This is a genomic window from Photobacterium lipolyticum (genome assembly GCF_003026475.1).
In the GTDB taxonomy this organism is placed as follows: domain Bacteria; phylum Pseudomonadota; class Gammaproteobacteria; order Enterobacterales; family Vibrionaceae; genus Photobacterium; species Photobacterium lipolyticum.
The window spans coordinates 413,750-437,188 of sequence record NZ_PYMC01000002.1; the positions used below are offsets into that span (position 1 = coordinate 413,750).

Sequence of the window (23,439 nt, forward strand, 5' to 3'; positions counted from 1 at the left end):
TTTACTATTAGATTTTAAACGTTAATAACTATTTCTTTTTACGCATGCCAATACCGCACTATTGAAACAATGATTATTCACACCGAACATCTTTTCGGCTATATAATCTTTATATATTCGCCAGTAACATAAAAGAGATGCCGTCACTCCAACCATCATGTGTAAATAATCCAGACCATTAAGAAACAACCCTGTTCCTATATAATCATCTATTAAAGGTGATGTCATTTTCTCAACCTGGCACATTCTCCGGATAAATATGAAAGCCGCCGTTTAACGGGTCAATCCATTATGAGGTCCAGTTATTGTCGATACTGGTTTTAAATGATAGGCAAGAGGCTGCCCAAAGGTGATATTAACCATTATTAAGTTTCATCACCGTCTTGATTCATATATTTCACGACTCTTAAGGTTCAGGCATGAAAATATTTTTGTCCTTAAACGTCAAAGATCATCATTATCATCAAACTAAGGCAATGGTAAACGCACGATTTTTCGGGTTGGTTCGCAAATATATAATTCATCAAGCAACAAATTACAAAAAAGAAACAAATAAGATAGAGGCTACTCGATGAGATCTCTTTCCTAGCCCATTTCTGCTCAGGCAACGAAAACTTAAGCCCTACGACTTGTTGGTTCCCTTAAGCGATGCCGTGTGACGTTTCACAAAATCGCTGTCAGCCCAAGTTACATTGATTACCCCTGAGAGGCCAATAATGTAGTGAGAGACAGTGGGTTGCTGACAACGCAAAAAGGCCAGCATTTCTGCTTGCCTTTCTATTTTGGCGGAGCTGATCTTCAGCGAAAAACTTAAGTTGCGCTGAATTATGATTAGCGCAGTAACACGTTTCTCAGAGGAGTTTTATCGATAGTTCTAATCAATAGCATCGAAAGGACAAAAGTCAGTGGAATGATAGTGAGATCTCTTAGCAGTACACTGATCCCCAGAAGCCCTGATAAATTCATGAGATAGATAATGATAAGAAGGTGGCACAAGTATACTCCCAACACATCTTTGCTCCATTGCATGATCCGAGGGCTGTCACCGAAGCCAGGCTTTGCCTGGAGGACAAAAAATAGCCCCAGCGCCCATATAGGTGTACCCAGCAAAAAATCATGACTGATGAATTGACTGCCTTTCGCAATCAACAGATAGGCTTCGGTTAAGTGCAGTATCATGCCACTAAAAAGCAGCGTAACCGCCGCAGATAATGGAACCCTAATATTATTGCGGCGTATTTCAAAACCCAATACCACAACCAAGGTACTAAAGAAGGGCCCGTTACGGGTCATAATGGCAAATTCCACCCCGAACACTGGCTGATAGCTTCCCGCCATTAATCCAAAGACATAAAGTGCCAAGGCAGCAGGAATAATCAGCTTTTCGAGCTTGAAAGATATGAGTACTGAGGCAATAGCGACAGCACAAAGCAGAGCCGGGATGTACCATAAGTGAACCAAGCCCCCTTCAAAAAGGGTGTTTAACGGATTCTGTAATAAGAAGTTCCAGTAGCCTGAACGCTCCGCTAAGTATCCTTGCTCTGCAACTATTGCTAAATTAAATGGTATGAGTAAGCTAATCACGCTCCATACAACCCATACCTTAAAAAGAGAAGAACTATAACGGAGCAGAGTTTGTATGGGGGATACCGTTAAACGTGGCTGAATGAAGTATCCGGCTAATAAAAAGAACAACGGTACGGCAAAACGGTTCAGTTGATTGAGGATCATGCCTACCCATGGCTGATCATCAATGACAGGCAAGGTCATAAAAGGTTTGGCATGAATGATAATAACAGCAAAGAGGGCAAGCATTCGCCCCCATTCGAAACTGGAAATTCTTTTCATAATGTAGTTAGTTATCCTAGACAGGGTGATAGGTATTGGCTTATTCAATCGAGCAGTAACAAGCTTCATTCATATTCTGAAAATCATCACAAAACAAACAAAGACTGCCGATAAAATCGATAACGATTATCAACTTAAAAACACCAAGTGACACAATTCTTGATTGGGTTGTGAGAATGTTTACAGACTCCCTGCATGCATTCTCCACATTTGGGTGCAAACTTTTGGCATTGGGGTGCAACAATCAAAAATGTGACCGATTTATAATAATGGCCGGAATGTTCTGATTTGTTACTGTTTGTTACAAAGCATTCTCTCACTCTGATATAGCATAGTGATAGTTGATATTATTATCATGGGGCGTCGTGAAATTATGCTAAAGGTCGTCAATAGCAAGATAATGTTCTTGCAATATAATAAACTGAAAGGAATTGGCTTTTCAGATGATGATCTTTACAAGGTTACAGGTTTGAATCATTCTGAACTGGTTAACTCTGAGTGTTATATAGATGGGATTAGACAAAATAAACTGACCCAGCTTCTCGTTGAAAATAATCTTCAGCATCCCCAACTGTTAGATCACAATGTCGATTTTATTCTGGCTGACTTTCGTGAATTAGCCTACGTCTTTAATGGACCCACATTACGCGATTGTCTGATGAGGTTCATTCAGTATCGTACTATTATTGGTAACTGTGACGATGTCTTCTTAATTCAGCAACCTGACGGGATTGCGCTGCGCTATATCTCAGATAGCTATATGCCAGGTCAGGATTGCAGAGCACTCGCAAATTTCGTCATGATCACCCTAGTATTACGATCCCTTTCTCCAAAACCGATACTAGGGCTCACGGTTTCGTTTGCTAATAAAAAGCTTGATAACTTAAGGGAATACAATGATTTCTTTGCTACAGCGGTTAAGCTGAATTGCTCAAAGAATGAAATATTTATTCCTAGTAGATTATTAAATCAAGAAAATGAGCGATACAATGAATTTTCAGATTTACTTTTAAAGCAGGTTGCTGATGATAAGATTTTATCAATTAACTCAAGTTTGGAAAAACCTTGCTTAAAGAATAAGTTATACGACCAGTTAAAAGAGATGGCTTACAACAGTTCGTTGCATCATTCTTTAGAGCGTATTTGTAAACTAAATAACTGTTCCCGGTGGACATTAAACCGCAAACTATCCAAAGAAAGTGTGACATTCCAGGATCTATTACGGGCAGTCAGGGTGAGTGAAAGCAGAAATTTATTGAGGGAGACAAATAAACCCATCGTTGAAATTTCAGATATACTCGGCTTTAACTCTCAAAGTAGTTTTAACCGCTTTGTGCTCGATAACCTGATGAGCAGCCCGACTAAAGTCAGAAATCAACTTATGTCATAAGCATCTTCTTTGGAAACACATCCATGTGCAATTCACTGACATTCCTGACTTGCTTGAAGCTCATAGCAAGCTTCAGTTTAGAAACTTATGCCTAAGATAAACCTAAAAAACAAACCTCTCCGTCTGTTTTTATGTCAGGTTAAGAACCAGGGCGGGATAGTAACAAACGCAAAAAGCCCCAGCATTTCTGCTGAGGCTTCGTTGTGTTGGCGGAGCGGACGGGACTTGCCATTCATTGATATCAGCGAGCCTCCCTGCGTGACAGGCCGAACCCAATCAAACGATTTCATCGCAGGCTAAATGGTATTAACCGTTATAATTAGCTATATCAAACAGTTATTGCAAGTTCAGATCTCAACATCCCGACGACGATTAAAGCCATTTTCCACTTAACTAGTTGTCCTGATTGGAATAATTTGTCGGCTAATCTCCGCAAGTGCCCCAATCCAATATTTTCAGCTAAGTTGAAATTTGCGCAGATAGTTTATTTTAGATGTTTCTGTAATTGCTTCAGGCACTGTTCAAAACCTAGCAATTCACTGTACTTTTGGGTTTTATCAACCAACTGATGACGAATAATAGGAGCCGCGACGGAACCGCCAAGCATCAGGTTGTCGATTAATCCGAATTTTTCCAGTGTCATTTGTTGCTGGTCGACAAATAGTTCATCAGACAAACGAGTAACATCAGGAAGTTCTTCAATATTGCGCTGCGGGAAAAAATGCTCGTCATTGCGCTGCAGGAAAAAACGCTCGACGTTGGAATAAGCAAAGATAGGTTTGCCTAACCCTTTAGCCAATCCCATTTCATAGGCTGTACCAACATCACAACTGCTGCCGCGAAAAGGTGTGATGTTGGCGATTATGGCATCCGCCTCTTGAATGAGCTTTTCATTGGCTCTTGCAATCATTAACCCGTTTTCCTGCGGATTATTGGCGTTAAGTTCAAGAACATTGCTCTGTGGGTAGAGTCCTTGGAAACCATAAAGTCCACAGAGTGTTTTTTTATATTCACCAATTTCAATGGCATTTTGTAAAAAGACCTCAGGGCCGGCTAGATATATTTTTTTCATGGTTTCACTTGTTGCTTATTTTAATTAATTGCAATTAAAGTACTGATTAGGATTTGCGTTCTTTGATAGACATCAGCGAAATAGTATCTAGTGTTCTGGATTTTCCCTAATAAACATATCTAAAAAATTGTTAATTATAATTACCAATTTAAACAGCGACCTGCAGTTTCCATAACCTTTCGTAAAGCCCGCCTAGCTCAAGTAGCTCATCATGCGAGCCCTGCTCGACGATCTGCCCCTGATCGACCACCAGGATCCGATCGGCGATCGCCAGATCGATCCCGTCCACCAATACCTACCCGTGCTGGGGCACATAGAGACGCTGAAGCAAACGAGTCAGGGTAGATTTTCCCGAGCCGGACGGCCCGGTAATGCCGACAAATTCACCGGGTTTGATCTCGACGTTCAGGTTGCGAAGCACTTCCTGGCCATCCTCATTGTAGCGAAACCGCACGCCCTTGACGGTGACACCGCATCAGGAGCCTGGATTAATGCCTGCTCTTCAGAGATCCGCGCCAATACGACAAAACCGCCGTTTTTCAGGCGGAAAGCCAGTGGCAGATGTTCCTGGTGAATTTTAGCGCAGTTCAACCGATCAAAGCTCAGGTTGATCCCGTGCGCCTTACCACATTGCTTGACGAGCTTCTTTAGTGGCAGGTTGGCGGCGGGCTCGCCCCACTCCTTCTGCACCACAACCCCGGCCAGCTGCAGCATCATCTGACTGCAGTTCAGCGCCGATTGTTTCTCCGGGGATCCTGATAATGAATTCACGACTATTCTAATACCCAATATTTTCTATCTTTACTGATAGAAATAAAAAAAACCACCTCCATTGGAGGTGGTACAAAAAGACAAGACAAACTTTCCTTACCAGACATACTCTAATGCCTAATAAGTCCGGAGCTTATTTATTAGAAATTGATTTCAAGTCTCCACCAGGAATTCTATGCTCTGGGCACACGAAAGCGGCCATTAAATTTCGTAAAAAAAAATCAACGATAAAACCATTTATTATCAATGCCATAATAAAGAGTAATTACTCTAAAAGGCAACAATCACATTTATGATCGGCATGCCCCGGGACATCCAGTTCCAGATATATCGGCGGCTGGCTCAGATCCATCTGACCATCCGGGCCAGTAGGCGTCATTTTTGCCAATACCTGATCCAGAGTCAGCAGCTGCTTATTCGTAACACCCCACTTGCCCTGAACAATATCCAGCCGACCTTCTTTACTGGCGTAATACGCTTCGGTGCTCTTGTGGATCTCAGCCAGATCACGTATTAGCCCCTCGGCATTCGCCAGCTCCTCGGCAGAATAGTGTTGCGGGTTATTGAGCACTGCCGCCGCACTGAAGAGCTTCTGCAACAACCGGGAGCCCGCATCGGAATCTCCTGATGCGGCCTGGTGCTGGGCCACCAACATCAGCTTAGACAGCGGATCGCAACGACCGCCGAAACCGTCGTTAGCCAGGTTTAACAAAAAGGCCTGAGATGCCAGCTGCTGGCGTGCACGTACGTCATAATCTCCCGCAGCCGGTATGCCGGCGACGTCCCTGAACAGTTTGTTCTGGCGGCTTGCGCTATCCTGAAGCCCATCACGATAATTTTGGTACTCAATCTGCCAGGCGATCGCCCCTTTCTGCGGCATATTTTTGCAATGTCTGCTGGAAAAGAGCGTCGAATTCCTCGTCCGGCACCACGCGTACAGTCATGTCTTTTAGTTTTTCACGATCCCAATGGTATTGCTTTTTCTGACATATAGTCCTCATGCAAGCTTATTATTTTTAATGTTTCAATTAATGCAAAAGTACCAATACGTTCACCCACACACTCTTTGGATATAAAGCTGTCCATTTATGTCCCACCGAAACATTTACAAGAAAACCATTTACGTCACGGAATGCGAGAAATGAACGAGATTATTAACGTCAAATCAGAGAGTTTTGATATGACGATCAGTTGGACATGGGCGCCGCGATTTTACGAACAATTCAGACCTAGCCGAAATCATGAAATCCTAAGTTCTCAACTCAAAATAAACTTTATTATTCATTAAGTTGATATAGATTAATTAATCAAAAAAAAGACTTAGAATTCATCGCGATTTACTGGAAAACTGATTTAACCGTCGGAAAATTCAATATCTCGGTTGTACGGTACATTTTTAGATGTTTCGGAATGGTGGCAACTTTACGAAAATCCGCAGCTATCTGTCAGCTTCGTTTGATGTCGAGTGATGAGTGTTAATGCTTGTTGGTGTACAGAAGACTTCAGCCAGAACAAAAAAAACAGCGCCAGCGACATGGGGACTACATCCACGCCTTCAGAAGCACTGTTTTCTTTATAATAAAAACAATAAGCTTACACGCCGTTGAAAATGGGAACGACGCCATTGGCGAAGTTGATGTTCAAGTAAACAGTTTAATGCACTTTACTGAACTGGTAAGCAGGCTCGAATAACAAATCAGCTCACTGTCCTGAAAGACAATCTGAAAGAACTGCTCTTGAGGATATTCGAGTATATGCGCTTCGGAATAATCGGGTTCATCCTCAGCGGTAAAATCCTTGTCCTTGCTTGTCAATTTGATAGAAAACACTTCGTCATCCCAGAAGTGAACATCATAGGTTTTTTTTAATGTTTCCTGTCCATCGATTGACATGATAGTGGTTTTCATTTGATGAAACCCTAAAATACCATGTTCAATGGTATGAAACTTTCTGTATCTATATACGCTGTTCTCAGAAAATTTAATCCCGTGACCATAGACAATAGGATCATGGTTGCTCATCATGAACAGTGGATGGCTCAGGTGATTTTTGAATAATATTCCAACGAAAACAACAGATGCACAGATAGCATAGCCGACAAGTAGTTTATTGATATTTTTCATTTAAATGCCCTTTCAGGTAATCAATTTTACGCACTGAACCGAGTCGGTCAGCATGCTTGAATAGCAGAACAGCTCTTTGTCCTGAAAGATAATCTGAAAGAATTCCTTTTGAGAATACTCGATAAGATGCGACTCAGTAAGGTCAGGTTCTTGATCTGACGTATAGTCGTCATCTTTATCAATGATTTTTGCTGAAAATAATGAGTCGTTAAAGAAGTAGACGGCGTAGGCTTTTTTGAAGATCTCCGTGTCGTTTATTGATGAAATACTCGACCTCATCGTATGGAAACCAAGCGGGTGTAGATCGATTGTATGAAGCTCCTGAAAAGCATCATAACCACCTTCGAAAAAGGTAATGCCATGGGCATAAACAATGGGCTGATCATTAACAGACAGAAAATCGGGGCGACTGGTATAGCTTTTGTATACAATACCGATAAAAACTGTAAATGCGCAAAAGGCATAGCTGATGAGCAGTTTATCGGCAACTCTCATTGATATGCTTCCTAATTTTATCTGCCGTGTAATTAATGGTGAACGTCAGATTCAGGATCTGCCTGTCTTGGTACTGATCTGAATCATATACACATGCAACATAAAACTGTTCATGATTTTTTGAAATGAACACCCGTGAAATATTTTCCCGTATCTTTCCAGCCAACTCTTTGTATAGCATCTCGCTCGCCCGACTGTCTTCGATGTAGAAGCTGATACCGTCACTAATTTCGACGGACCAAGGCCGCTTAGCAAGCGCCTGTGTTTGCATGTATATCGAGCTGGCCCAAATGAAGATTAGTGTCGATACTATAAACACAGTTAAGGCCGACGCTTTTACAGCGACTTTTTTCACCCGGATTAACGAACGCTGAGATTTGGATCCAGTGAGAGCTGTTTTCTGGGAATGCCTGACGACACTGCACTTAGCAGTATTAGCGTCAGATTCAGCGGCATTATCACATATTGCTTCTTTGCTTTTTTCCAAATAACTGGTTTCAAAACAAACACTCCCCGAAATTAACTGATAGCCTTCCTTGGGAAGCGTTTTAATGATCTTTTGCTCTTTACCATTGTCACCCAGCGCCAGTCGAAGCTGGGCGATAGCCTGGGTCAAGCTTGAGTCGGATACAACTCTGTCACTCCAAGTCTCAGCAATAATCACGTCCTTTCGGACCGCTTTATCCTGATTATCAAGCAGAAGCCTCAATATTCGACTCTCTGTCGATTTAATGCTTCTTGAGGCTCCAGACAAGCTGTTGCTCAATTGCATCCTGTTATTAGGATTAAAAACCCACATAAAGTAATCTCACTTTTTCACCAATCGCACCTTTCACTAGCCGCACAACGGTATGTGAGATCTACATAGGTATTCATTATTAAAAGGCATTATACATATACCTTATTATTCTGTCACATAATAGATGCGCCACTTAGTATTTTCAACACCGCTAGTTAACATGTTGAATGCCTAACCATTACGCCACCTAGTGCACAGCAATAACTAAGAAATAATTGTCAATTCTACATTCTAATAATAAATGCATTTTATTTCATACTCATAATGTTGTTCATCATCTATATACATTACTCATTGCCCACCTTCATATTTTACTCTTTATATCATTCAGGAAAAACAATACCCACTGGCGTTAGTGATTAACATTTATAGAGTAATTACTCATATATAAGCATTTGATTTGTAATAACTATCATACTTAATAACAATTTACTAGTTAGACGCTGACCTTGCTTGTAGATTAATAGGCCGCAAGCAGAAAATGCTTGTGGGTAGTTTATGCACTCGTTTACTGATGGTGTGTTGGTTAAGCAGTTTCATCAGCCTTTCATTTGCTGACAAAAATAGATGGTCTCGACAATCATTGCAATTAACCCTGCTTACTAGACACATAAGTGCTTAAAAAACATATAACTAATACGTGTAGGATAAATCATGCAATATCCAATTCCAGGTACAGAACAATCAACGGTTCAATATAAAGAAAAATATGATAACTATATCAATGGACAATGGGTTACACCTGTAAACGGTGAATATTTCAACAATCATTCACCAGCTAACGGACAGTTAATTTGTAAAGTAGCTCGTTCTGGTGCAGCTGATATTGAGTTGGCGTTGGATGCCGCACATGGTGCAAAAGAAGCTTGGGCTAATACAAGTGTTACCGAGCGTTCAAATATTTTGCTGAAAATTGCCGATCGAATTGAAGCACATTCTGAGTATCTGGCTATTGCTGAATGTTGGGAAAACGGTAAACCAGTACGTGAAACTCTCGCCGCGGATTTGCCGTTGGTTGTGGATCACTTCCGATATTTTGCTGGCTGTATTCGTGCCCAAGAAGGCAGTGCAGCAGAACTTGACAGTACAACTGCATCTTATCATTTTCCTGAACCTGTAGGCGTCGTCGGCCAAATTATCCCATGGAATTTCCCTTTATTGATGGCGGCATGGAAATTAGCACCAGCGATGGCTGCTGGTTGTTGTGTCGTGCTTAAACCAGCGGAACAAACACCGGTATCTATTCTGTTGATGATGGAAATTATTGGCGATCTGTTACCTGCTGGTGTTCTCAATATCGTTAACGGCTACGGTAAAGAAGCCGGTAATGCATTAGCAACAAGTAAGCGAATTGCGAAGCTTGCATTTACTGGTTCAACTGAAGTTGGTAACCATATCTTAAAATGTGCTGCTGATAATTTGATCCCATCGACAGTAGAACTTGGCGGAAAATCGCCAAATATCTTCTTTGAAGATATCTTTCAATTTGAAGATAGCTATCTTGACAAATGTTTGGAAGCGGTGTTACTTGCCTTCTTTAATCAGGGCGAAGTGTGTACTTGTCCATCTCGCGTATTAATTCAAGAGTCAATGTACGAGAAGTTTATGGATCGCTTGTTAGAGCGTCTTAAAACCATCAAGCAAGGTAACCCGTTGGATACTAATACTCAGGTTGGCTCGCAAGTATCGAAAGAGCAGTTTGACAAGATTCTGAGCTACATTGAAATTGGCAAGGCTGAAGGTGCTGAAGTTCTTGCTGGTGGCGAAGCGATTAATGAAGGTGAAGGTTTCTATATCAAACCGACGATCTTCAAAGGTCATAACAAGATGCGTATCTTCCAAGAGGAAATTTTCGGCCCAGTAATTGCTGTAACAACCTTCAAGGATGAAGCTGAAGCATTAGCTATTGCAAATGATACTGAGTACGGCTTAGGGGCTGGTGTGTGGACACGGGATACAAATAAAGCCTATCGCATGGGCCGCCGCATTGAAGCAGGTCGCGTATGGATTAACTGTTACCATGCATACCCAGCTCATGCCGCTTTTGGTGGTTATAAAAAATCTGGTATTGGCAGAGAAACACACAAGATGATGCTGGATCACTATCAGAATACCAAGAACTTGTTAGTAAGCTACAGTGAAAGTCCTCTAGGATTTTTTTAATTTAATTTAAATTTAGGGGCTGACAGTGTCAGCCCTATAATATTCAGGGGATAATAAGTGATAACTTTTACGATCGATTCCATTAAAAAAATATTGCCGATACTAATTAGTGAAACCAAAAAGTCTGGAAACGGTTTCCTCTTTGATGATGGAGAACAAATACATCGTGTTATAGGTTTAGAACCGAAGTTTGATTGTTTTGAATGCAATGGTCAATATAGTTATGAAACTATCGGATATATATTAAAGCTTGCTAACGATATTAAGGTGTCTTTTAAAGTTTCTGGCGATGAACTCGTTCTGAGCTAAAAGATATACCAAAAGCGATTGACGGTATAATTAAAATCTGACTAAGTGTGTTGAAATGAATTATAATAACGCTCACGATGGTAGCATTAATGTATTGGGAAATTTCCCTTATGTTGGGCAGAAAACGAAGCAATTCACATTAGTTAAGGATGATTTCGATATTATCACTCATTCTGATCTTTATGGTAAAAAATGTATATTATTTTCCTTCTTATCTGTCGATATGCCAGTTTGTGCCGAAAGTGTTCGGGAGTTTAATCGTCTCGCTTATAGGATGGAAGATATTGAGGTTATCTGTATTTCTGTTGATACTCCTTTCACTTTAAGCCGATTTTGTAAGAGAGAAGGGCTCGACTATATCACTACCGCGTCTTGTTTTAGTGCAAGTGAGTTTTCATTGGATTTTGGAGTCAAGATTGACAATCCGATTTTCTCTGGTTTCACCGCGCGTGCTGTAATTTGCTTAAATGAACGTGGTTTAATTATTCACAGCCAAATTGTAGAAGATATAAACCAGCTACCTGACTTTGAATCCGTAATTTCAGCCTTACGCACATCCAATGATGAATGCGCATAAATATATTAACTCTATAGCCGCAAGAGTAGAATGTTGGCCACGACAGTATTGAACGGCTTTGTTGATTAATTCAGTCGTTGAGTCGAGTTTCTCCCAAAATTGAAGGGAAGTTATGCAACTCTCTGAGTTACAGGCATACCTAGTCTTATTAATTTATTCAATGCCCTGATAGCTGCATAAGCCTCTCCAAGTTGCGTGTTGTAATCCCGATGCCTGAGCCATCAACCGCATACATCGTATAAAGTTGTTGGTGAAGATGATCCAGCTAAACGTGCAGGCAATCACCTATCTTTATTACACCCTGAAATTCATTGTGGTCACCAGATGGCCACATTTGGGTCACAGTGAATTTTTTATGTCGTTAGAGAAAGTAATTTACAATCATGTCTGTAAGTGTTTACTTTCGCCAAATAACAGATGCAAAAAAGCCCCGGCATTTCTGCTGAGGCTTCGTTGTGTTGGCGGAGCGGACGGGACTCGAACCCGCGACCCCCGGCGTGACAGGCCGGTATTCTAACCAACTGAACTACCGCTCCAATTCTTTATGAAGCCCAATTCTATTATAGAATCCAACTTCCAGAATGTGGCGGAGAGATAGGGATTTGAACCCTAGATACGCTATAAACGTATGCCGGTTTTCAAGACCGGTGCTTTCAACCACTCAGCCATCTCTCCGTAAGTGCGGTGAATAATACGCATCTCTTTTATGACTGTAAAGGGGTAAATGGTTTAAGTGGCTAACATTTAAGCATTAACGAAAGGTTACGCTAAAATCTATGGCACCAAAAGGGCAAAGCCTAGTTTTTGGCTTTCAAATAATGACTCAGCATGCACATCTATCCCGTCTTCAATTAAGAATAGCGACAACCATTATGATATCAGGTGGACATTTTGTAATCGAAAAGTGTTGCTAACAGTTAAAGATAGCGTCCTGATTATTTTCATAAATGTTACCGAAACCACCAGAAATTGACAGATGTCAGAAATTCAGACAATAGCCAGTCAAATCGTACTAGCCTTAACGGGCTGGTAACTGTTAAAATTCGCCACAACAAAGTCCCAAAAACTGATAAAAGAGAGTTATTCCTCATGGGAAGAAAGTTCGAAGTACGCAAATTGTCTATGGCAAAAACGGCAGGCGCAAAGATCAAGGTTTACTCAAAATATGGTAAAGAGATCTACGTCTGTGCTAAGAACGGTAGCATTGACCCAGACAGCAACCTTTCACTTAAGCGTCTGATCGAGAAAGCTAAAAAAGATCAGGTGCCAAGCCATGTCATCGAGAAAGCTCTCGACAAGGCCAAAGGTGGTGCCGGTGAAGATTTTGCTACTGCGCGCTACGAAGGTTTCGGTCCGGGTAACTGTATGGTTATCGTTGATTGCCTGACTGACAATAACAACCGTACCTTTATGGACATTCGTCAGTGCTTTGTAAAAAACAATGCGAAAATCGGCGGTCCAGGTACTGTTGGTCACATGTTCGAGCACCAAGCTGTGTTCCAGTTTAAAGGTGATGATGAAGAAGCGGTTCTGGAAAACCTGATGATGGAAGATGTCGATGTTAGCGACATCGAATGCGAAGACGGTGTTATTACTGTTTATGCACCTCATACAGAATTCTTCAAAGTGAAAAATGCACTTGCAGCAACTATGCCTGACGTAACGCTGGACGTAGAAGAAATTGCTTTCGTCCCTCAGACCATGACAGAAGTGTCAGGTGATGACGTAGCAGCATTCGAGAAGTTTCTTGATGCACTGAACGATTGTGACGACGTACAGAACGTTTACCACAACGCAGAGATCGCAGAGTAATCTGCAGTTATCGTTGCATAAAAGAGCCGAGCATTGCTCGGCTTTTTAGTTTTCCGATTAGAACCAGGTTTCCATCTGCATCGCGAAGATAAACTCTCCCCCCTCGCCCATGGTGTTCGCATCAGTTGCCAGGCTCACTGAGTAGTCATTCAGATCTTTACTCCAATCAACATAAGAAGCCGCAAAACGAATTTCAGGACGCTGGAAAAAAACGCCAGAAGTATCTAACTTAAAGGTTGGCGCAACAGTGGCTTTGTAATAACTACCGTTAGCTTGCTCTGTACCGTTATCCAGATCCATATACTGGTATGAACCTTCGTAAACCATTTCGAAGTTTTTGGTCAGTTCTTGTGCCATACGGACATTGACCGTAGCCCACATGAATTCATCACCGTCTTTTACTCGGTCTTGGCTATACTCTGCCAAAAGTGCAGGCGCAATTCGCCAGTTATCCGCAAAGCGGGTTACGCCATAACTGAACAAGCGGGTCGCTTTAGCATCTTCATTAAGATCACCATTAGAGCCAATGCCTTTCAGCTCGGCGCCTAAACCCTGACCGAACAGCACACCGGATTTAGAAAAACCTTCACTCACACCGTAGAAGCTGTCTGCATGATAAGCCAGCATGCCATGAAAGCCATTTTCTGCCCGTTTGGACGGAGATGTGTCAGTTACATCTCTACCTTCATTGTCTACAGCTGTCATTGCGTTCAACATCAACTGCCACTGACCAAAGTAATTATTCATGGTCACAATGTAGTTTTCAACGTCCAGGTTTTCGCTGTCAATTGTGCCGAAATCACGTCCATATACAGAAAAATTCGTTTGCCAGTCTTCGCTGAACTGAACATCATAAATACCAGCCCCCGCCCCCGAAAGGAAGACGATATCGGTATCCATAAAGTGAATATCAAAGTTATCCCGATCAAAACGCTTACCCGCCCAGATGGAAGCAGAAGTAAATGCACCGCTAAAGGATTCCAAGCCACCAAGTTCCGCAAACGCTTGTCGTACATTCAGCTGTGAATCAGCGGCAGTCCATTCATTATTGGTTTCGACACTGTCAGCCAGCATGATCCGATATTTCGACCACGAACCGTCTTCCCGATTGATATTATGATCAAGCACGACCTCAACATAGTTATCATCTTCGATACCCAGACGACCGACAGCCCCTCCCAGCGCACCAGCTGCAGTCATATATGGCCCGGTCCCCGTCGCACCGTTCAGGTTGTCATCAATCAACAAGCCTGCACGGGCATATCCATGAAATTCAAAAGCAGAGGCTTTGCTTTCGGCATCACCTGCCACTTGTTCCGCTTTTTCCAAACGCTGCTCTAAGTTAGCTATTCTCTGCTCTAAGTCTGTCGCATCGCCTTGTGCCCAGGCAGCACCAGAACAAGTTACGGCAAAAGACACGGCAAGTGATAAGAGGCTTTTCTTCATCATTCTAATTCCATCTATCAGGTTAATTTGTAAACCACTAAACAACGTCACCATTATTGCTAAACCGATTTAGCAGATCGAGTTTTTTACGCTAAAACCGTTTAGCTTTGTGATCAACAGAGCAAAACAAGGGGGTTTTGTGATCTGGCGTTATAGGGAAATTGAGTAAAAGCGGGATTAATAAGATCAAAAAAGCAGAGAAAGGGATCTGATCTGCGTTTGAAAATATGACGGGATAATACTAAGAAGATTAATTTCGTCATCCCGGAAGAGAGGAACGAAGTATCCGGGATCCACAATCCACTGAACCTTCCGTGCATGATGGATCCCTGATAACCGCCAGGTGAGTTTTGAGAAAGCCTGCAAGTTCAGTGTTTGGCGGTTTCTGGGATGACGGACTTCGACTGTTTTAATCAATCATCCTCACTGTGTTTAAGTGCAGGTGTTGGTCATATTGGTATCACTTATTTTTTACTGCGCCAGAAAATATCAGCATCGAGGACAACAGAAGATATTGCCGGTGATTTTTCATTAATGAGGGATAACGTAAGCTCAAAACAAGTTTTGGCTAGCTGTTGATTGTTCTGTGCTATCGAGTCGATATTCAATGGCAGGCAATCAAGTAAGTCATGATTATCAAATGTGGCCAGCCGCATTTCTTTATCAACCAGTGCATTAAGACATTCGTGATCTTTTAAATACCGCAACACGCCTTCTAATAACGTGTAAGAAGCCGTAAATAGCGCTTGTGGTAAGCGACCAAGATCCTGATGCAGTGATTGCATCATCAGATAACCTGATGCAGTCTGGTAATCACGGTGACGGATCCACTCTGGTTTCGTTTCGATCCCCGCACGCTTAAGACCGAGTTCAAAACCAGCCAGGCGGTGACGGCTTGGCGACAGCTCAAGCTGACCGCCGAAATAATAGAATTCTGACAGCCCTTCTTTGGCAATGCTTTCAATTAAATCGGCAGTGGCACGTGCTGCATCGGTCAGCACCAATGGCAACACAGACTGGCCAATATGGCGGTCTAACTGGATGACCGGTAACTGCTTTGTAAGTGATTGATAATATTCATCACCTGTTTCGCTAGACGCGACAATTAAAGCATCAACCTGACGGCGAACCAGGCCTTCTACCGCTTTTTTTTCGACTGCTGGATCGTCTTCAGAACAGGCAATCAACAACTGTAATCCCGATTCACGGCATAAACGTTCTAACTCACGGGCAATTGAAGCAAAACCAAAGTTGGTTAAATCAGGGATCACCAAACCGATCGCATCTGAGCGAGAGGCTTGTAGTGATTTCGCATGCACATTCGGGGAATAGTGGTTTTCCCGCGCAACCTCTAGCACACGTAGTCGGGTCTCTTCTTTAATACGAAATGTAGATGCACGGCCATTTAACACCATACTAGCCGTCGTTTTTGATACGCCTGCCAGTTTGGCGATATCTGCAATGGTTGTTCTTTTTCTTTTTTCCACGTACTAACCCGATTTAGCTGCAAAAACCATACATAGTAAACAGATAAATCGAGTTATTGACAAGTGATTGATTAGATTTGCGTTTGCCTAGTCACCCATTACGGCTAATACTCATGCCAAAAGAAAAGGAAAAAGCAACAAAGCCGGCATCATGCCGGCTTATATATACCTGACTGTAATATTGCGTATTGCAGTGATCAGGCTGTGGCTGCAACCGCTTTAAACTTTGCCCGTGCGCCCAGTACCAATGTCAGGCCAAAGGCCACCGCAAAGGAAATTGCCATACCGATGACATAGAACCACACGCTATTTGGAGCGATAGAGATGATACCCGGGAGACCTGCCGCACCCAGTGCCGTCGCCTTCACTTTGAACAAGGTGATAAATGCACTTGCCGATGCGGCACCAACCACTGCCGCGATGAACGGATAGCGGTGCTTCAGGTTCACACCAAACATCGCAGGCTCCGTAATACCCAGTAGTGCCGTTACACCCGACGGCATTGCAATCCCTTTGGCTTTTTTATCTTTGGTGCTAAACCCAAAGGCCAGAGCTGCCGCGCCTTGCGCCACATTAGACATTGCCGCGATAGGGAAAATAAACGTACCGCCCGTCACCGCAATATCTGCCAGTAACTGGGTTTCAAAGGCGATGAAACTATGGTGCATGCCGGTAATAACAAACGGTGCGTACACCAGGCCAAACACTGCACCGCCTATAAAGCCGGCTGATTCGTATAACCAGTTCAGACCGTCTCCAAGCAAGAAGCCTGCATCACGAGTGATAGGACCCACTAATGTGAAAGTAAGAAAACCGGTAATAAAGATGGCCAGCATTGGCGTCAGCAGGTTATCCAGTACCGACGGGATCACTTTGCGCAGGCCATTTTCAACTTTTGCCAGAATGAAGGCAGAAACCAGCACAGGCAATACCGAGCCCTGATAGCCGACTTTCTGAATTTCAAAGCCGAAGATGTTCCAGACCGGAATGTCGCCGCTCACACTCGCGCCACCAAAACCCCAACCATTTAATAGATCGGGGTGAACCATCAGCATACCCAGCGCCGCACCGAGGAAAGGATTACCACCAAACTTCTTACTTGCAGAGAACGCTAATAAAACAGGAAGATAAACAAATGGCGCATTAGCAAAAGTATTAATCATTGATGCTAAGTCGGCCATGCCGGGATAGGCATCAATCAAGGATTGCCCGTCAATGAATAAACCCGTTGCAGTCAGAACATTGAACAAACCCATTAGCAGGCCACCAGCAACGATAGCCGGAATAATCGGTACGAAAATATCCGATAATCCTTTTACTGCCCGCTGCACCACATTCTGCTTCTGTGCCCCGGCAGATGAGACCTCTTTGGTCGACATCTCGCTTTGCCCGGTGAGCTTGCTCATCGCAGCATAAACCTGATTCACGATACCGGAACCAAAAATAATCTGGATTTGACCTGCAACCTGAAACTGCCCTTTTACGCCATCGATATTATCAATAGCTTCTAGATCAGCCTTACTTTCATCATGCAGGGCCAAACGCAGGCGAGTCGCACAATGTGCTGCCGCTGCGATGTTATCTTTACCGCCCAGTTTTTCGATCAGTTGTCGGGCTATGCTTGGAAAGTCCATCTTCTACCTCCGTCGCGGCCAGAGACTGTTACCTGCTTCTCTGCACCTGGTTAATTACAGCTTAATCCAATATTGGCGTTAAGCTCTTGTAGGATCCCCGTCTCTTTTTGTTTCCAAGAAGATGACGAGCCAACTCATTTCGGGAACGTTACCGAAATAAAGTTTTATTGATACTGTCAATGCCGTCAAGATACTTGTTTTCTTGTGTGACCAAGATCGATGAAAAATTTCATCACACGCCAATAAGCGTGATCGCCATCACCTTACAGCGGGATTATCAGCCCTGCTATTTGCAAACTATCCCAAAAATAGAAGATCATGGCGTAAACAAAGGAGAATTTATGGCGAGCTTACATGATGTCGCACGCCTTGCTGGCGTTTCAAAATCAACAGTATCACGCGTCATGAATGACGAATACGGCGTAAAAGAGGCGACCAAAGTGAAGGTCCGCCGCGCCGTCGAACAATGCGGCTATGTCGTCAATCAAGTCGCAAAGGATTTAAAATCTAATAAAACCAACCTGATAGGTATCATTGTACCGCGCGTTACCTCGAATGCGGTATCACAAGGGGTCGACGGCTTAAGTCGGGTTTTTGAGGAATCAGGCAAGCAAGTACTGCTTGCGAACAGTTGCCAGCAAGCGGGTAAAGAACTGCAATATCTGGAGCTGTTCAACCAGAAACGGGTCGAAGGTATTGTCATGTTTGCCACCCATATTGATGATGAACTGGTCAAAGCCATCAAACGCTCAGGGGCCCCGGTCGTATTAATCGGCCAGGATGGTTCAAGTCATAACATCCCAAGTGTTATCCACGACGACTATCGTGTGGGTTATTGCGCAGCCGAACAACTGCATCAGGCTGGCTGTCGCAACGTTGGCTTTTTAGGTGTGCAAAGTGATGACATCGCCGTTGATCAGATGCGCTTCGAAGGTTTTTGCAAGGCATTGAATTACTTGGGATTACCCGTACCAGCATTCCATACTCAAGGCCAATTCTCGATTGATTCCGGCCGTGAAGAAATGGCTCAGCTACTGCGTGATAACAACAAGCCAGACGGCGTATTCTGCGCAACCGATCGCATCGCTATCGGTGCAATTCAGGCGATCGCAGCAGCAGGCTTAGCGCCAGGCAAAGACATCAAGGTTATCGGTGTCGGTAACGACGAAATGGCATCAGTGGTCTCTCCGGGACTCTCTACCTTTGACTATGCCTTTGAGCCCGCAGGCAGCAATGCCGCTAAAATGCTACTGGAAATCATTGAGCAAGGCCGAAGCCAAGTTGCCAAGCTGGTACTTGGGTTTGACTGGGTTCAACGTAAGAGCTGCTAGTACCGGCTCTTTCCCTAACCACTTATCCTCCCACTTCCCTAACGATTCTTTTGATCTGGCACACACTTTTTGTGTGCTTTTTCTTGATCCCATGATCTTATCTTGCAATTCCAACTAACCTCACCCATATTTGGAACGTTCCCGAAATTTAAATTGTCGATGAACCATAAAGAACACTAAAATGATGTTGCTGAAACGCATTCAGCCCAACTACAGCAAGGCCTGAACCTGATGACACTGACTGAATTGATTAACACCTGTGGTGGGAGCCAAAATATTCAACGAGCACTCCGAGTCAACAATGCACTCATCGTTGAATTAACCGATCCAGCATTACGCACTGATGTTGCCATGGCATTCCCATTCAACGATGTTTTATCTCAGCTGAGCTGGCAACCAGGAACGCCGCTATCAGAGCAGGACTGGCAATCCCTTGGCCAGATCATTGATAAAAACCAGCGTCAGGCATTGACCAATGCGTTAGAAGAAAAACCGTCGGCGCATCGACCACTCTGGCATATTACCCCGCCGCAAGGGCTGCTGAACGATCCGAATGGATTCATCTATCACAACGGTGAGTACCACTTGTTCTATCAGCTGTACCCTCACGGCTGTGTTCATAAAGACAAATACTGGGCACATGTCACCAGTACAGATTTAATCAACTGGACTTCACAACCTGTTGCGTTATGCCCGTCAGACTGGTTCGACAGTCACGGGGTATTCTCTGGCCATGCCGTCAGCCAGGGAGACGAGCTAATGCTGTTTTATACCGGCAATGTCCGTATCGGTGAACAGCGTGACCGTATCACTACCCAATGCCTTGCAACTTCAACAGATGGTATTCATTTTACCAAGCATGGCCCGGTTATTCCGGAGTTACCGCCTGGAGTTACGCCACACTGTCGCGATCCGAAAGTGGTACGTCACGGTGATCACTGGATCATGTTGCTTGGCGCTCAGCATGAAAGTGAAACTGGCCGATTAGCTATTTATCGTTCGAATGATCTGCGTAAATGGGATTATGTCGGCCTATTCGGGGAAGAGTTTGGCGATTTCGGTTACATGTGGGAGTGCCCGGATCTGTTTGAACTAAACGGTCAGCTGCTGGGAATTCTCTGCCCGCAAGGTATCGAATCAAACAGTGAACATTACAAAGTTCCCCACCATAACGGCTACGTAAAAGCGGCACTCAGCGAGCAAGATGAACTGGCTATCAATGATTTCACAACATTAGATTATGGCTTTGATTTCTATGCCCCCCAGACAGCGGAAGCCGCCGACGGTCGTCGTTTGTTAGTTGGCTGGATGGGGCTGCCTGATGAAATCAACCAGCCAAGCGTTACAGATGGCTGGCTACATCAATTAACCAGTTTACGTGAGCTGAGCTGGGAACATGGCAAGCTGTATCAACGGCCAGCGCGTGAGTTGCAAAAACTGCGAAGCCAACAGCAGCTATTCACTTTTGATCAGGCAACTCAACATGAAACACTGAGTCTGGAGACCAAAAGTGTTGAGCTGCAAACAGCGTTGAGCTGGCCGGCATCGGGAAGTAAAACGCTGCGCTTGATGGATGATGGCGAGCACTATTGCGATTTGATTATTGACAGTGATAACCAGTGCATTGTGCTTGATCGCAGCCATGCCATGAAAACCGATGGTGAGTTGATCCGCGAAATAAAAATGCCTGAGCAGGCCGATATTAAACTGCAGATTTTAGCGGATCAGTCATCACTGGAGATCTTCCTGAATGACGGTGAATACGTAATGAGTTCACGCTTGTTTACTCACGACAACGTGACAACCCTGCAGCTACTGGCAGATACCGAGACTGACTGGCAACCCGTCACAGCCTGGTCGCTTGCACAATATGACCCACTATGTAGCAACAATTAAAATAGTGGGCAAACAAAAAAGGCTTCTAAATTGATTAGAAGCCTTAGCTGTTCAGTATTAACCTAAATCGTCTTTGTTACTGTGCTTGAAAGACTTATTGCAATTTAAACTTACTGACCAGAACGTTCAGTTGGGCGTTGGCAGCTGCCAGGCTCTGTGTACTGTCTACCGTAGCTTGTCCGTTTTGGGTCAATTCATGAACCATCTCGCGGATGTTATTCATATTACGGCTTACTTCTTCGGTTACCGAACTTTGCTCCTCGGAAGCGGTTGCAATTTGGGTGCTGAGATCATTGATTTCGACAATCGAACCGGTCACCGCATCCAGGCTGTTTGATACCCGCTCTGCATTTTCTGCTGTACGTTCACAGCTCGTTTTCGTCACATTCATTGCAGCAACCGCACTAGCAGCATCTTGACGCAATGTCGTTAAGATCTCATTGATTTCAGCGGTGCTGGACTGAGTACGTGCGGCAAGCGATCGTACTTCATCAGCAACTACAGCGAAGCCTCGTCCTTGTTCCCCGGCGCGTGCAGCTTCGATGGCGGCATTGAGTGCCAGCAGGTTAGTCTGATCGGCAATTTCACCAATCACACCTAGCACACTGACAATCTGCTGAGTATTCTCGTTCATGGTGTTAATGCTTGATGATGCTGCACCCACTTCATCCACCAGAACAATCATACTGCCAGATGCCTCAAGCACATCGTCTTTTGCCAACATCGCATCATCATTGGCTTTTTGGGTGTTAGCGGCGGTCTCGGTAGCATTCTGTGCGACTGTCTCGGCCGTTGCGCTCATTTCAGTAATCGCCGCGACGACTTGATCCGTCTCAGACGCGTGCTTAATTAACGCCTGGTTATTTTGCTCTGACTGTACATCAAGCTGCTTGATACCCTCAGTGATATGAGCAGAAGCTTGAGCAATTTCCAGGATCATGGATTGCAGATAAATAATGAAGTTGTTGACCGAATTGCCAATGTCGCCCAACTCGTCATGCGACGTAATATCAATCCGCGAGGTTAAATCTGCTTCGCCAGTCGATAAGGTATCAATACGCTCTTTGAGAACCACTAATCCTTTAACAATCTTATTGATCGACCAGGCCGCAACCATTAAGGCAACAATCAACAGTGCAATGGCGAGCACAATACACGTGTACACTTTATCATCAAAAATGTCTGCCGTAGCGTTAGTCAGCTCATCTTGAATATTAGTGACGTCGCTCTCATAAGTGCCGGTGGCAATGGTCCAGCCCCACTCCGGGAAAATATTTCGGGCATAGACAAATTTGTTTTCTGTCTGTTTGGTGGTCGGGTTTTCGAAGGCGATTTTAACAAAAGCTTCGGATTGGCCTTTGATGCTATTGGCAATTTTTAATGTTGTTGCCGGAATAACAGTACCGATAACTTCTGCCTTGGGATGGGCCAGAATTTTGCCGTTCTTATCTTGTACCCAAAAGTAGCCATTTTGACCGTATTTTGATGAACTGATGGTCTTAATAGCCGCCTCAAGTTCATCTTGCCTTAGGGTGCTGATGTACTCACCCGTCGCAATAACCAGGTTCAACGGTTCGAAGTAGACCGATGCCGTCAGTTTTTCTTCGGTATTTTTGGTTTTTGGATTGAAGAATTGATAACTGGTGAAACCCACTTTATTGGCTTTGGCAGAACTGACAATATCCTGAGCATAATAGTTGCCATTGATATCTTTCTTATCATAAGAACTGGTGCCGATAATACTGGCATTGGCGCCGTTAGCCTTGTTAATAACCGTTGCGGCATCATACGCAAAGATATAACGGCCATCGTCCCAACGGTATTCATTGATAAAAGCATAAATACTGCTTTCTGCATCGGCCGCAGAAGCACTGTTGTTATAAATACTGTCTATCGTGTCTTTAAAGGTTTCTATCTCAGTCGCTAACTCTGCCTTGATATTTTCTTGATTCGAATTCTCATAATAATAAGAAATGGAGCGGGTAACGGTATCAACCTGACCCTTTAAGTTATCATTCAATAACTTAGCTACCTTCACACTGACATTGCTACTTTCCGCCTCGAGAACAGCATTTTCCGTATTCATAAGACTTGTAATAAAAAAACCACTCATTGTAAGCAATGGTACGCATAGCAATGCAGCCAGCTTGGCTTTTATTGTTAAATTCATGGGGCTAAACCTTAATTTGTACAAAAACCATTTAAAAAATATTTTTTATTTAAGTTATATCGCTCATGAAAATCTATTCATGAAGGTTGTCGATATACATTTTCATTATTCGATAT

General features: G+C 43.5%; 19 protein-coding genes, 2 tRNA genes and 2 pseudogenes. 7 read left to right on the top strand and 16 right to left on the bottom strand.

Annotation, left to right across the window (positions count from 1 at the left end):
• Positions 1-831 precede the first annotated feature (831 nt).
• Complete coding sequence (locus tag C9I89_RS04665) at positions 832-1,848, bottom strand: acyltransferase (protein WP_107282179.1); 1,017 nt, start codon at positions 1,846-1,848, stop codon at positions 832-834.
• Between the two features lie 334 nt (positions 1,849-2,182).
• Here C9I89_RS04665 and C9I89_RS04670 point away from each other — a divergent pair, with 334 nt between their 5' ends.
• Positions 2,183-3,238 carry an AraC family transcriptional regulator gene (locus C9I89_RS04670; RefSeq protein ID WP_107282180.1) on the top strand — a complete coding sequence of 352 codons (1,056 nt, stop codon included), beginning with the start codon at positions 2,183-2,185 and terminating at the stop codon, positions 3,236-3,238.
• A 484-nt stretch (positions 3,239-3,722) separates the two neighbouring features.
• Here the strand turns inward: C9I89_RS04670 and C9I89_RS04675 are convergent, their stop codons facing one another.
• From C9I89_RS04675 to C9I89_RS04705, 8 genes and pseudogenes are all read right to left on the bottom strand, one after another.
• Positions 3,723-4,310 carry a nucleoside 2-deoxyribosyltransferase gene (locus tag C9I89_RS04675; protein WP_107282181.1) on the bottom strand — a complete coding sequence of 196 codons (588 nt, stop codon included), beginning with the start codon at positions 4,308-4,310 and terminating at the stop codon, positions 3,723-3,725.
• Between the two features lie 148 nt (positions 4,311-4,458).
• A pseudogene (locus C9I89_RS23030) lies at positions 4,459-4,782 on the bottom strand (ATP-binding cassette domain-containing protein); the annotation flags it as partial.
• Positions 4,716-5,099, bottom strand: a complete 384-nt coding sequence (locus C9I89_RS04685; protein WP_146155045.1) for a cysteine peptidase family C39 domain-containing protein — start codon at positions 5,097-5,099, stop codon at positions 4,716-4,718. The pseudogene C9I89_RS23030 and the gene C9I89_RS04685, both read right to left, overlap by 67 nt.
• Before the next feature lie 247 nt (positions 5,100-5,346).
• Entirely contained in the window at positions 5,347-5,961 is a 615-nt protein-coding gene (locus C9I89_RS04690) for a hypothetical protein (RefSeq protein WP_107282183.1), read from the bottom strand.
• The gene (locus C9I89_RS22410; protein ID WP_170107615.1) at positions 5,927-6,082 is read right to left on the bottom strand and encodes a hypothetical protein; all 156 of its coding nucleotides are present in this window, start codon (positions 6,080-6,082) and stop codon (positions 5,927-5,929) included. Before C9I89_RS22410 ends, C9I89_RS04690 begins: the two co-directional genes overlap by 35 nt.
• A gap of 639 nt (positions 6,083-6,721) precedes the next feature.
• Positions 6,722-7,204, bottom strand: a complete 483-nt coding sequence (locus tag C9I89_RS04695) for a hypothetical protein (RefSeq protein WP_107282184.1) — start codon at positions 7,202-7,204, stop codon at positions 6,722-6,724.
• A 12-nt stretch (positions 7,205-7,216) separates the two neighbouring features.
• Complete coding sequence (locus C9I89_RS04700) at positions 7,217-7,699, bottom strand: hypothetical protein (RefSeq protein WP_107282185.1); 483 nt, start codon at positions 7,697-7,699, stop codon at positions 7,217-7,219.
• On the bottom strand, positions 7,683-8,498 hold the full coding sequence (locus tag C9I89_RS04705) for a winged helix-turn-helix domain-containing protein (RefSeq protein WP_107282186.1): 816 nt from the start codon (positions 8,496-8,498) through the stop codon (positions 7,683-7,685). The genes C9I89_RS04700 and C9I89_RS04705 overlap by 17 nt, the downstream gene beginning before the upstream one ends.
• A 654-nt stretch (positions 8,499-9,152) precedes the next feature.
• Between C9I89_RS04705 and exaC the strand changes: the two genes are divergently transcribed.
• From exaC to tpx, 3 genes are read left to right on the top strand one after another with little or no spacing between them, the layout of a single operon-like run.
• Positions 9,153-10,661 carry an acetaldehyde dehydrogenase ExaC gene (exaC, locus tag C9I89_RS04710; protein ID WP_107282187.1) on the top strand — a complete coding sequence of 503 codons (1,509 nt, stop codon included), beginning with the start codon at positions 9,153-9,155 and terminating at the stop codon, positions 10,659-10,661.
• Positions 10,662-10,718: 57 nt separating this feature from the next.
• Positions 10,719-10,970, top strand: a complete 252-nt coding sequence (locus C9I89_RS04715) for a hypothetical protein (RefSeq protein WP_107282188.1) — start codon at positions 10,719-10,721, stop codon at positions 10,968-10,970.
• A 55-nt stretch (positions 10,971-11,025) separates the two neighbouring features.
• Positions 11,026-11,547 (top strand): thiol peroxidase, encoded by a 522-nt coding sequence (gene tpx / locus C9I89_RS04720; RefSeq protein ID WP_107282189.1) that lies wholly within the window; start codon positions 11,026-11,028, stop codon positions 11,545-11,547.
• Between the two features lie 110 nt (positions 11,548-11,657).
• On the opposite strand, the pseudogene C9I89_RS04725 reads toward tpx, so the two are convergent.
• The 3 genes and pseudogenes from C9I89_RS04725 to C9I89_RS04735 form a co-directional block, all read right to left on the bottom strand.
• A pseudogene (locus tag C9I89_RS04725) lies at positions 11,658-11,756 on the bottom strand (IS5/IS1182 family transposase); the annotation flags it as partial.
• 250 nt (positions 11,757-12,006) lie between these two features.
• Positions 12,007-12,083, bottom strand: a tRNA-Asp gene (locus C9I89_RS04730).
• 48 nt (positions 12,084-12,131) lie between these two features.
• Positions 12,132-12,222: transfer RNA gene (locus C9I89_RS04735), tRNA-Ser, on the bottom strand.
• A 414-nt stretch (positions 12,223-12,636) separates the two neighbouring features.
• On the opposite strand from C9I89_RS04735, the gene C9I89_RS04740 reads away from it, so the two are divergent.
• Positions 12,637-13,359: a YebC/PmpR family DNA-binding transcriptional regulator gene (locus C9I89_RS04740; protein WP_107282190.1), complete on the top strand. Its 723-nt coding sequence runs from the start codon at positions 12,637-12,639 to the stop codon at positions 13,357-13,359.
• Between the two features lie 57 nt (positions 13,360-13,416).
• Here C9I89_RS04740 and C9I89_RS04745 read toward each other — a convergent pair whose 3' ends face one another.
• From C9I89_RS04745 to C9I89_RS04755, 3 genes are all read right to left on the bottom strand, one after another.
• Positions 13,417-14,805, bottom strand: coding sequence for a carbohydrate porin (locus C9I89_RS04745; protein ID WP_107282321.1), 1,389 nt, complete (start codon positions 14,803-14,805; stop codon positions 13,417-13,419).
• Between the two features lie 464 nt (positions 14,806-15,269).
• The gene (locus tag C9I89_RS04750; RefSeq protein ID WP_107282191.1) at positions 15,270-16,292 is read right to left on the bottom strand and encodes a LacI family DNA-binding transcriptional regulator; all 1,023 of its coding nucleotides are present in this window, start codon (positions 16,290-16,292) and stop codon (positions 15,270-15,272) included.
• A 197-nt stretch (positions 16,293-16,489) separates the two neighbouring features.
• On the bottom strand, positions 16,490-17,926 hold the full coding sequence (locus C9I89_RS04755) for a sucrose-specific PTS transporter subunit IIBC (protein ID WP_107282192.1): 1,437 nt from the start codon (positions 17,924-17,926) through the stop codon (positions 16,490-16,492).
• A gap of 341 nt (positions 17,927-18,267) precedes the next feature.
• Here C9I89_RS04755 and C9I89_RS04760 point away from each other — a divergent pair, with 341 nt between their 5' ends.
• Both C9I89_RS04760 and C9I89_RS04765 read left to right on the top strand, forming a co-directional pair.
• Positions 18,268-19,257 carry a LacI family DNA-binding transcriptional regulator gene (locus C9I89_RS04760; protein ID WP_107282193.1) on the top strand — a complete coding sequence of 330 codons (990 nt, stop codon included), beginning with the start codon at positions 18,268-18,270 and terminating at the stop codon, positions 19,255-19,257.
• A gap of 231 nt (positions 19,258-19,488) precedes the next feature.
• Positions 19,489-21,153 carry a glycoside hydrolase family 32 protein gene (locus C9I89_RS04765; RefSeq protein WP_107282194.1) on the top strand — a complete coding sequence of 555 codons (1,665 nt, stop codon included), beginning with the start codon at positions 19,489-19,491 and terminating at the stop codon, positions 21,151-21,153.
• A 94-nt stretch (positions 21,154-21,247) separates the two neighbouring features.
• On the opposite strand, the gene C9I89_RS04770 is transcribed toward C9I89_RS04765, so the two are convergent.
• Positions 21,248-23,323 (bottom strand): methyl-accepting chemotaxis protein, encoded by a 2,076-nt coding sequence (locus C9I89_RS04770; RefSeq protein ID WP_107282195.1) that lies wholly within the window; start codon positions 23,321-23,323, stop codon positions 21,248-21,250.
• Positions 23,324-23,439 lie beyond the last annotated feature (116 nt).

Excerpts from the sequence above, each read along its gene's own strand:
- C9I89_RS04665 (WP_107282179.1), bottom strand. The coding sequence starts at position 1,848 with ATGAAAAGAATTTCCAGTTTCGAATGGGGGCGAATGCTTGCCCTCTTT.
- C9I89_RS04675 (WP_107282181.1), bottom strand. The coding sequence starts at position 4,310 with ATGAAAAAAATATATCTAGCCGGCCCTGAGGTCTTTTTACAAAATGCC.
- C9I89_RS04690 (WP_107282183.1), bottom strand. The coding sequence starts at position 5,961 with ATGCCGCAGAAAGGGGCGATCGCCTGGCAGATTGAGTACCAAAATTAT.
- C9I89_RS22410 (WP_170107615.1), bottom strand. The coding sequence starts at position 6,082 with ATGAGGACTATATGTCAGAAAAAGCAATACCATTGGGATCGTGAAAAA.
- C9I89_RS04695 (WP_107282184.1), bottom strand. The coding sequence starts at position 7,204 with ATGAAAAATATCAATAAACTACTTGTCGGCTATGCTATCTGTGCATCT.
- C9I89_RS04700 (WP_107282185.1), bottom strand. The coding sequence starts at position 7,699 with ATGAGAGTTGCCGATAAACTGCTCATCAGCTATGCCTTTTGCGCATTT.
- C9I89_RS04705 (WP_107282186.1), bottom strand. The coding sequence starts at position 8,498 with ATGTGGGTTTTTAATCCTAATAACAGGATGCAATTGAGCAACAGCTTG.
- exaC (WP_107282187.1), top strand. The coding sequence starts at position 9,153 with ATGCAATATCCAATTCCAGGTACAGAACAATCAACGGTTCAATATAAA.
- tpx (WP_107282189.1), top strand. The coding sequence starts at position 11,026 with ATGAATTATAATAACGCTCACGATGGTAGCATTAATGTATTGGGAAAT.
- C9I89_RS04740 (WP_107282190.1), top strand. The coding sequence starts at position 12,637 with ATGGGAAGAAAGTTCGAAGTACGCAAATTGTCTATGGCAAAAACGGCA.
- C9I89_RS04745 (WP_107282321.1), bottom strand. The coding sequence starts at position 14,805 with ATGAAGAAAAGCCTCTTATCACTTGCCGTGTCTTTTGCCGTAACTTGT.
- C9I89_RS04755 (WP_107282192.1), bottom strand. The coding sequence starts at position 17,926 with ATGGACTTTCCAAGCATAGCCCGACAACTGATCGAAAAACTGGGCGGT.
- C9I89_RS04760 (WP_107282193.1), top strand. The coding sequence starts at position 18,268 with ATGGCGAGCTTACATGATGTCGCACGCCTTGCTGGCGTTTCAAAATCA.
- C9I89_RS04765 (WP_107282194.1), top strand. The coding sequence starts at position 19,489 with ATGACACTGACTGAATTGATTAACACCTGTGGTGGGAGCCAAAATATT.
- C9I89_RS04770 (WP_107282195.1), bottom strand. The coding sequence starts at position 23,323 with ATGAATTTAACAATAAAAGCCAAGCTGGCTGCATTGCTATGCGTACCA.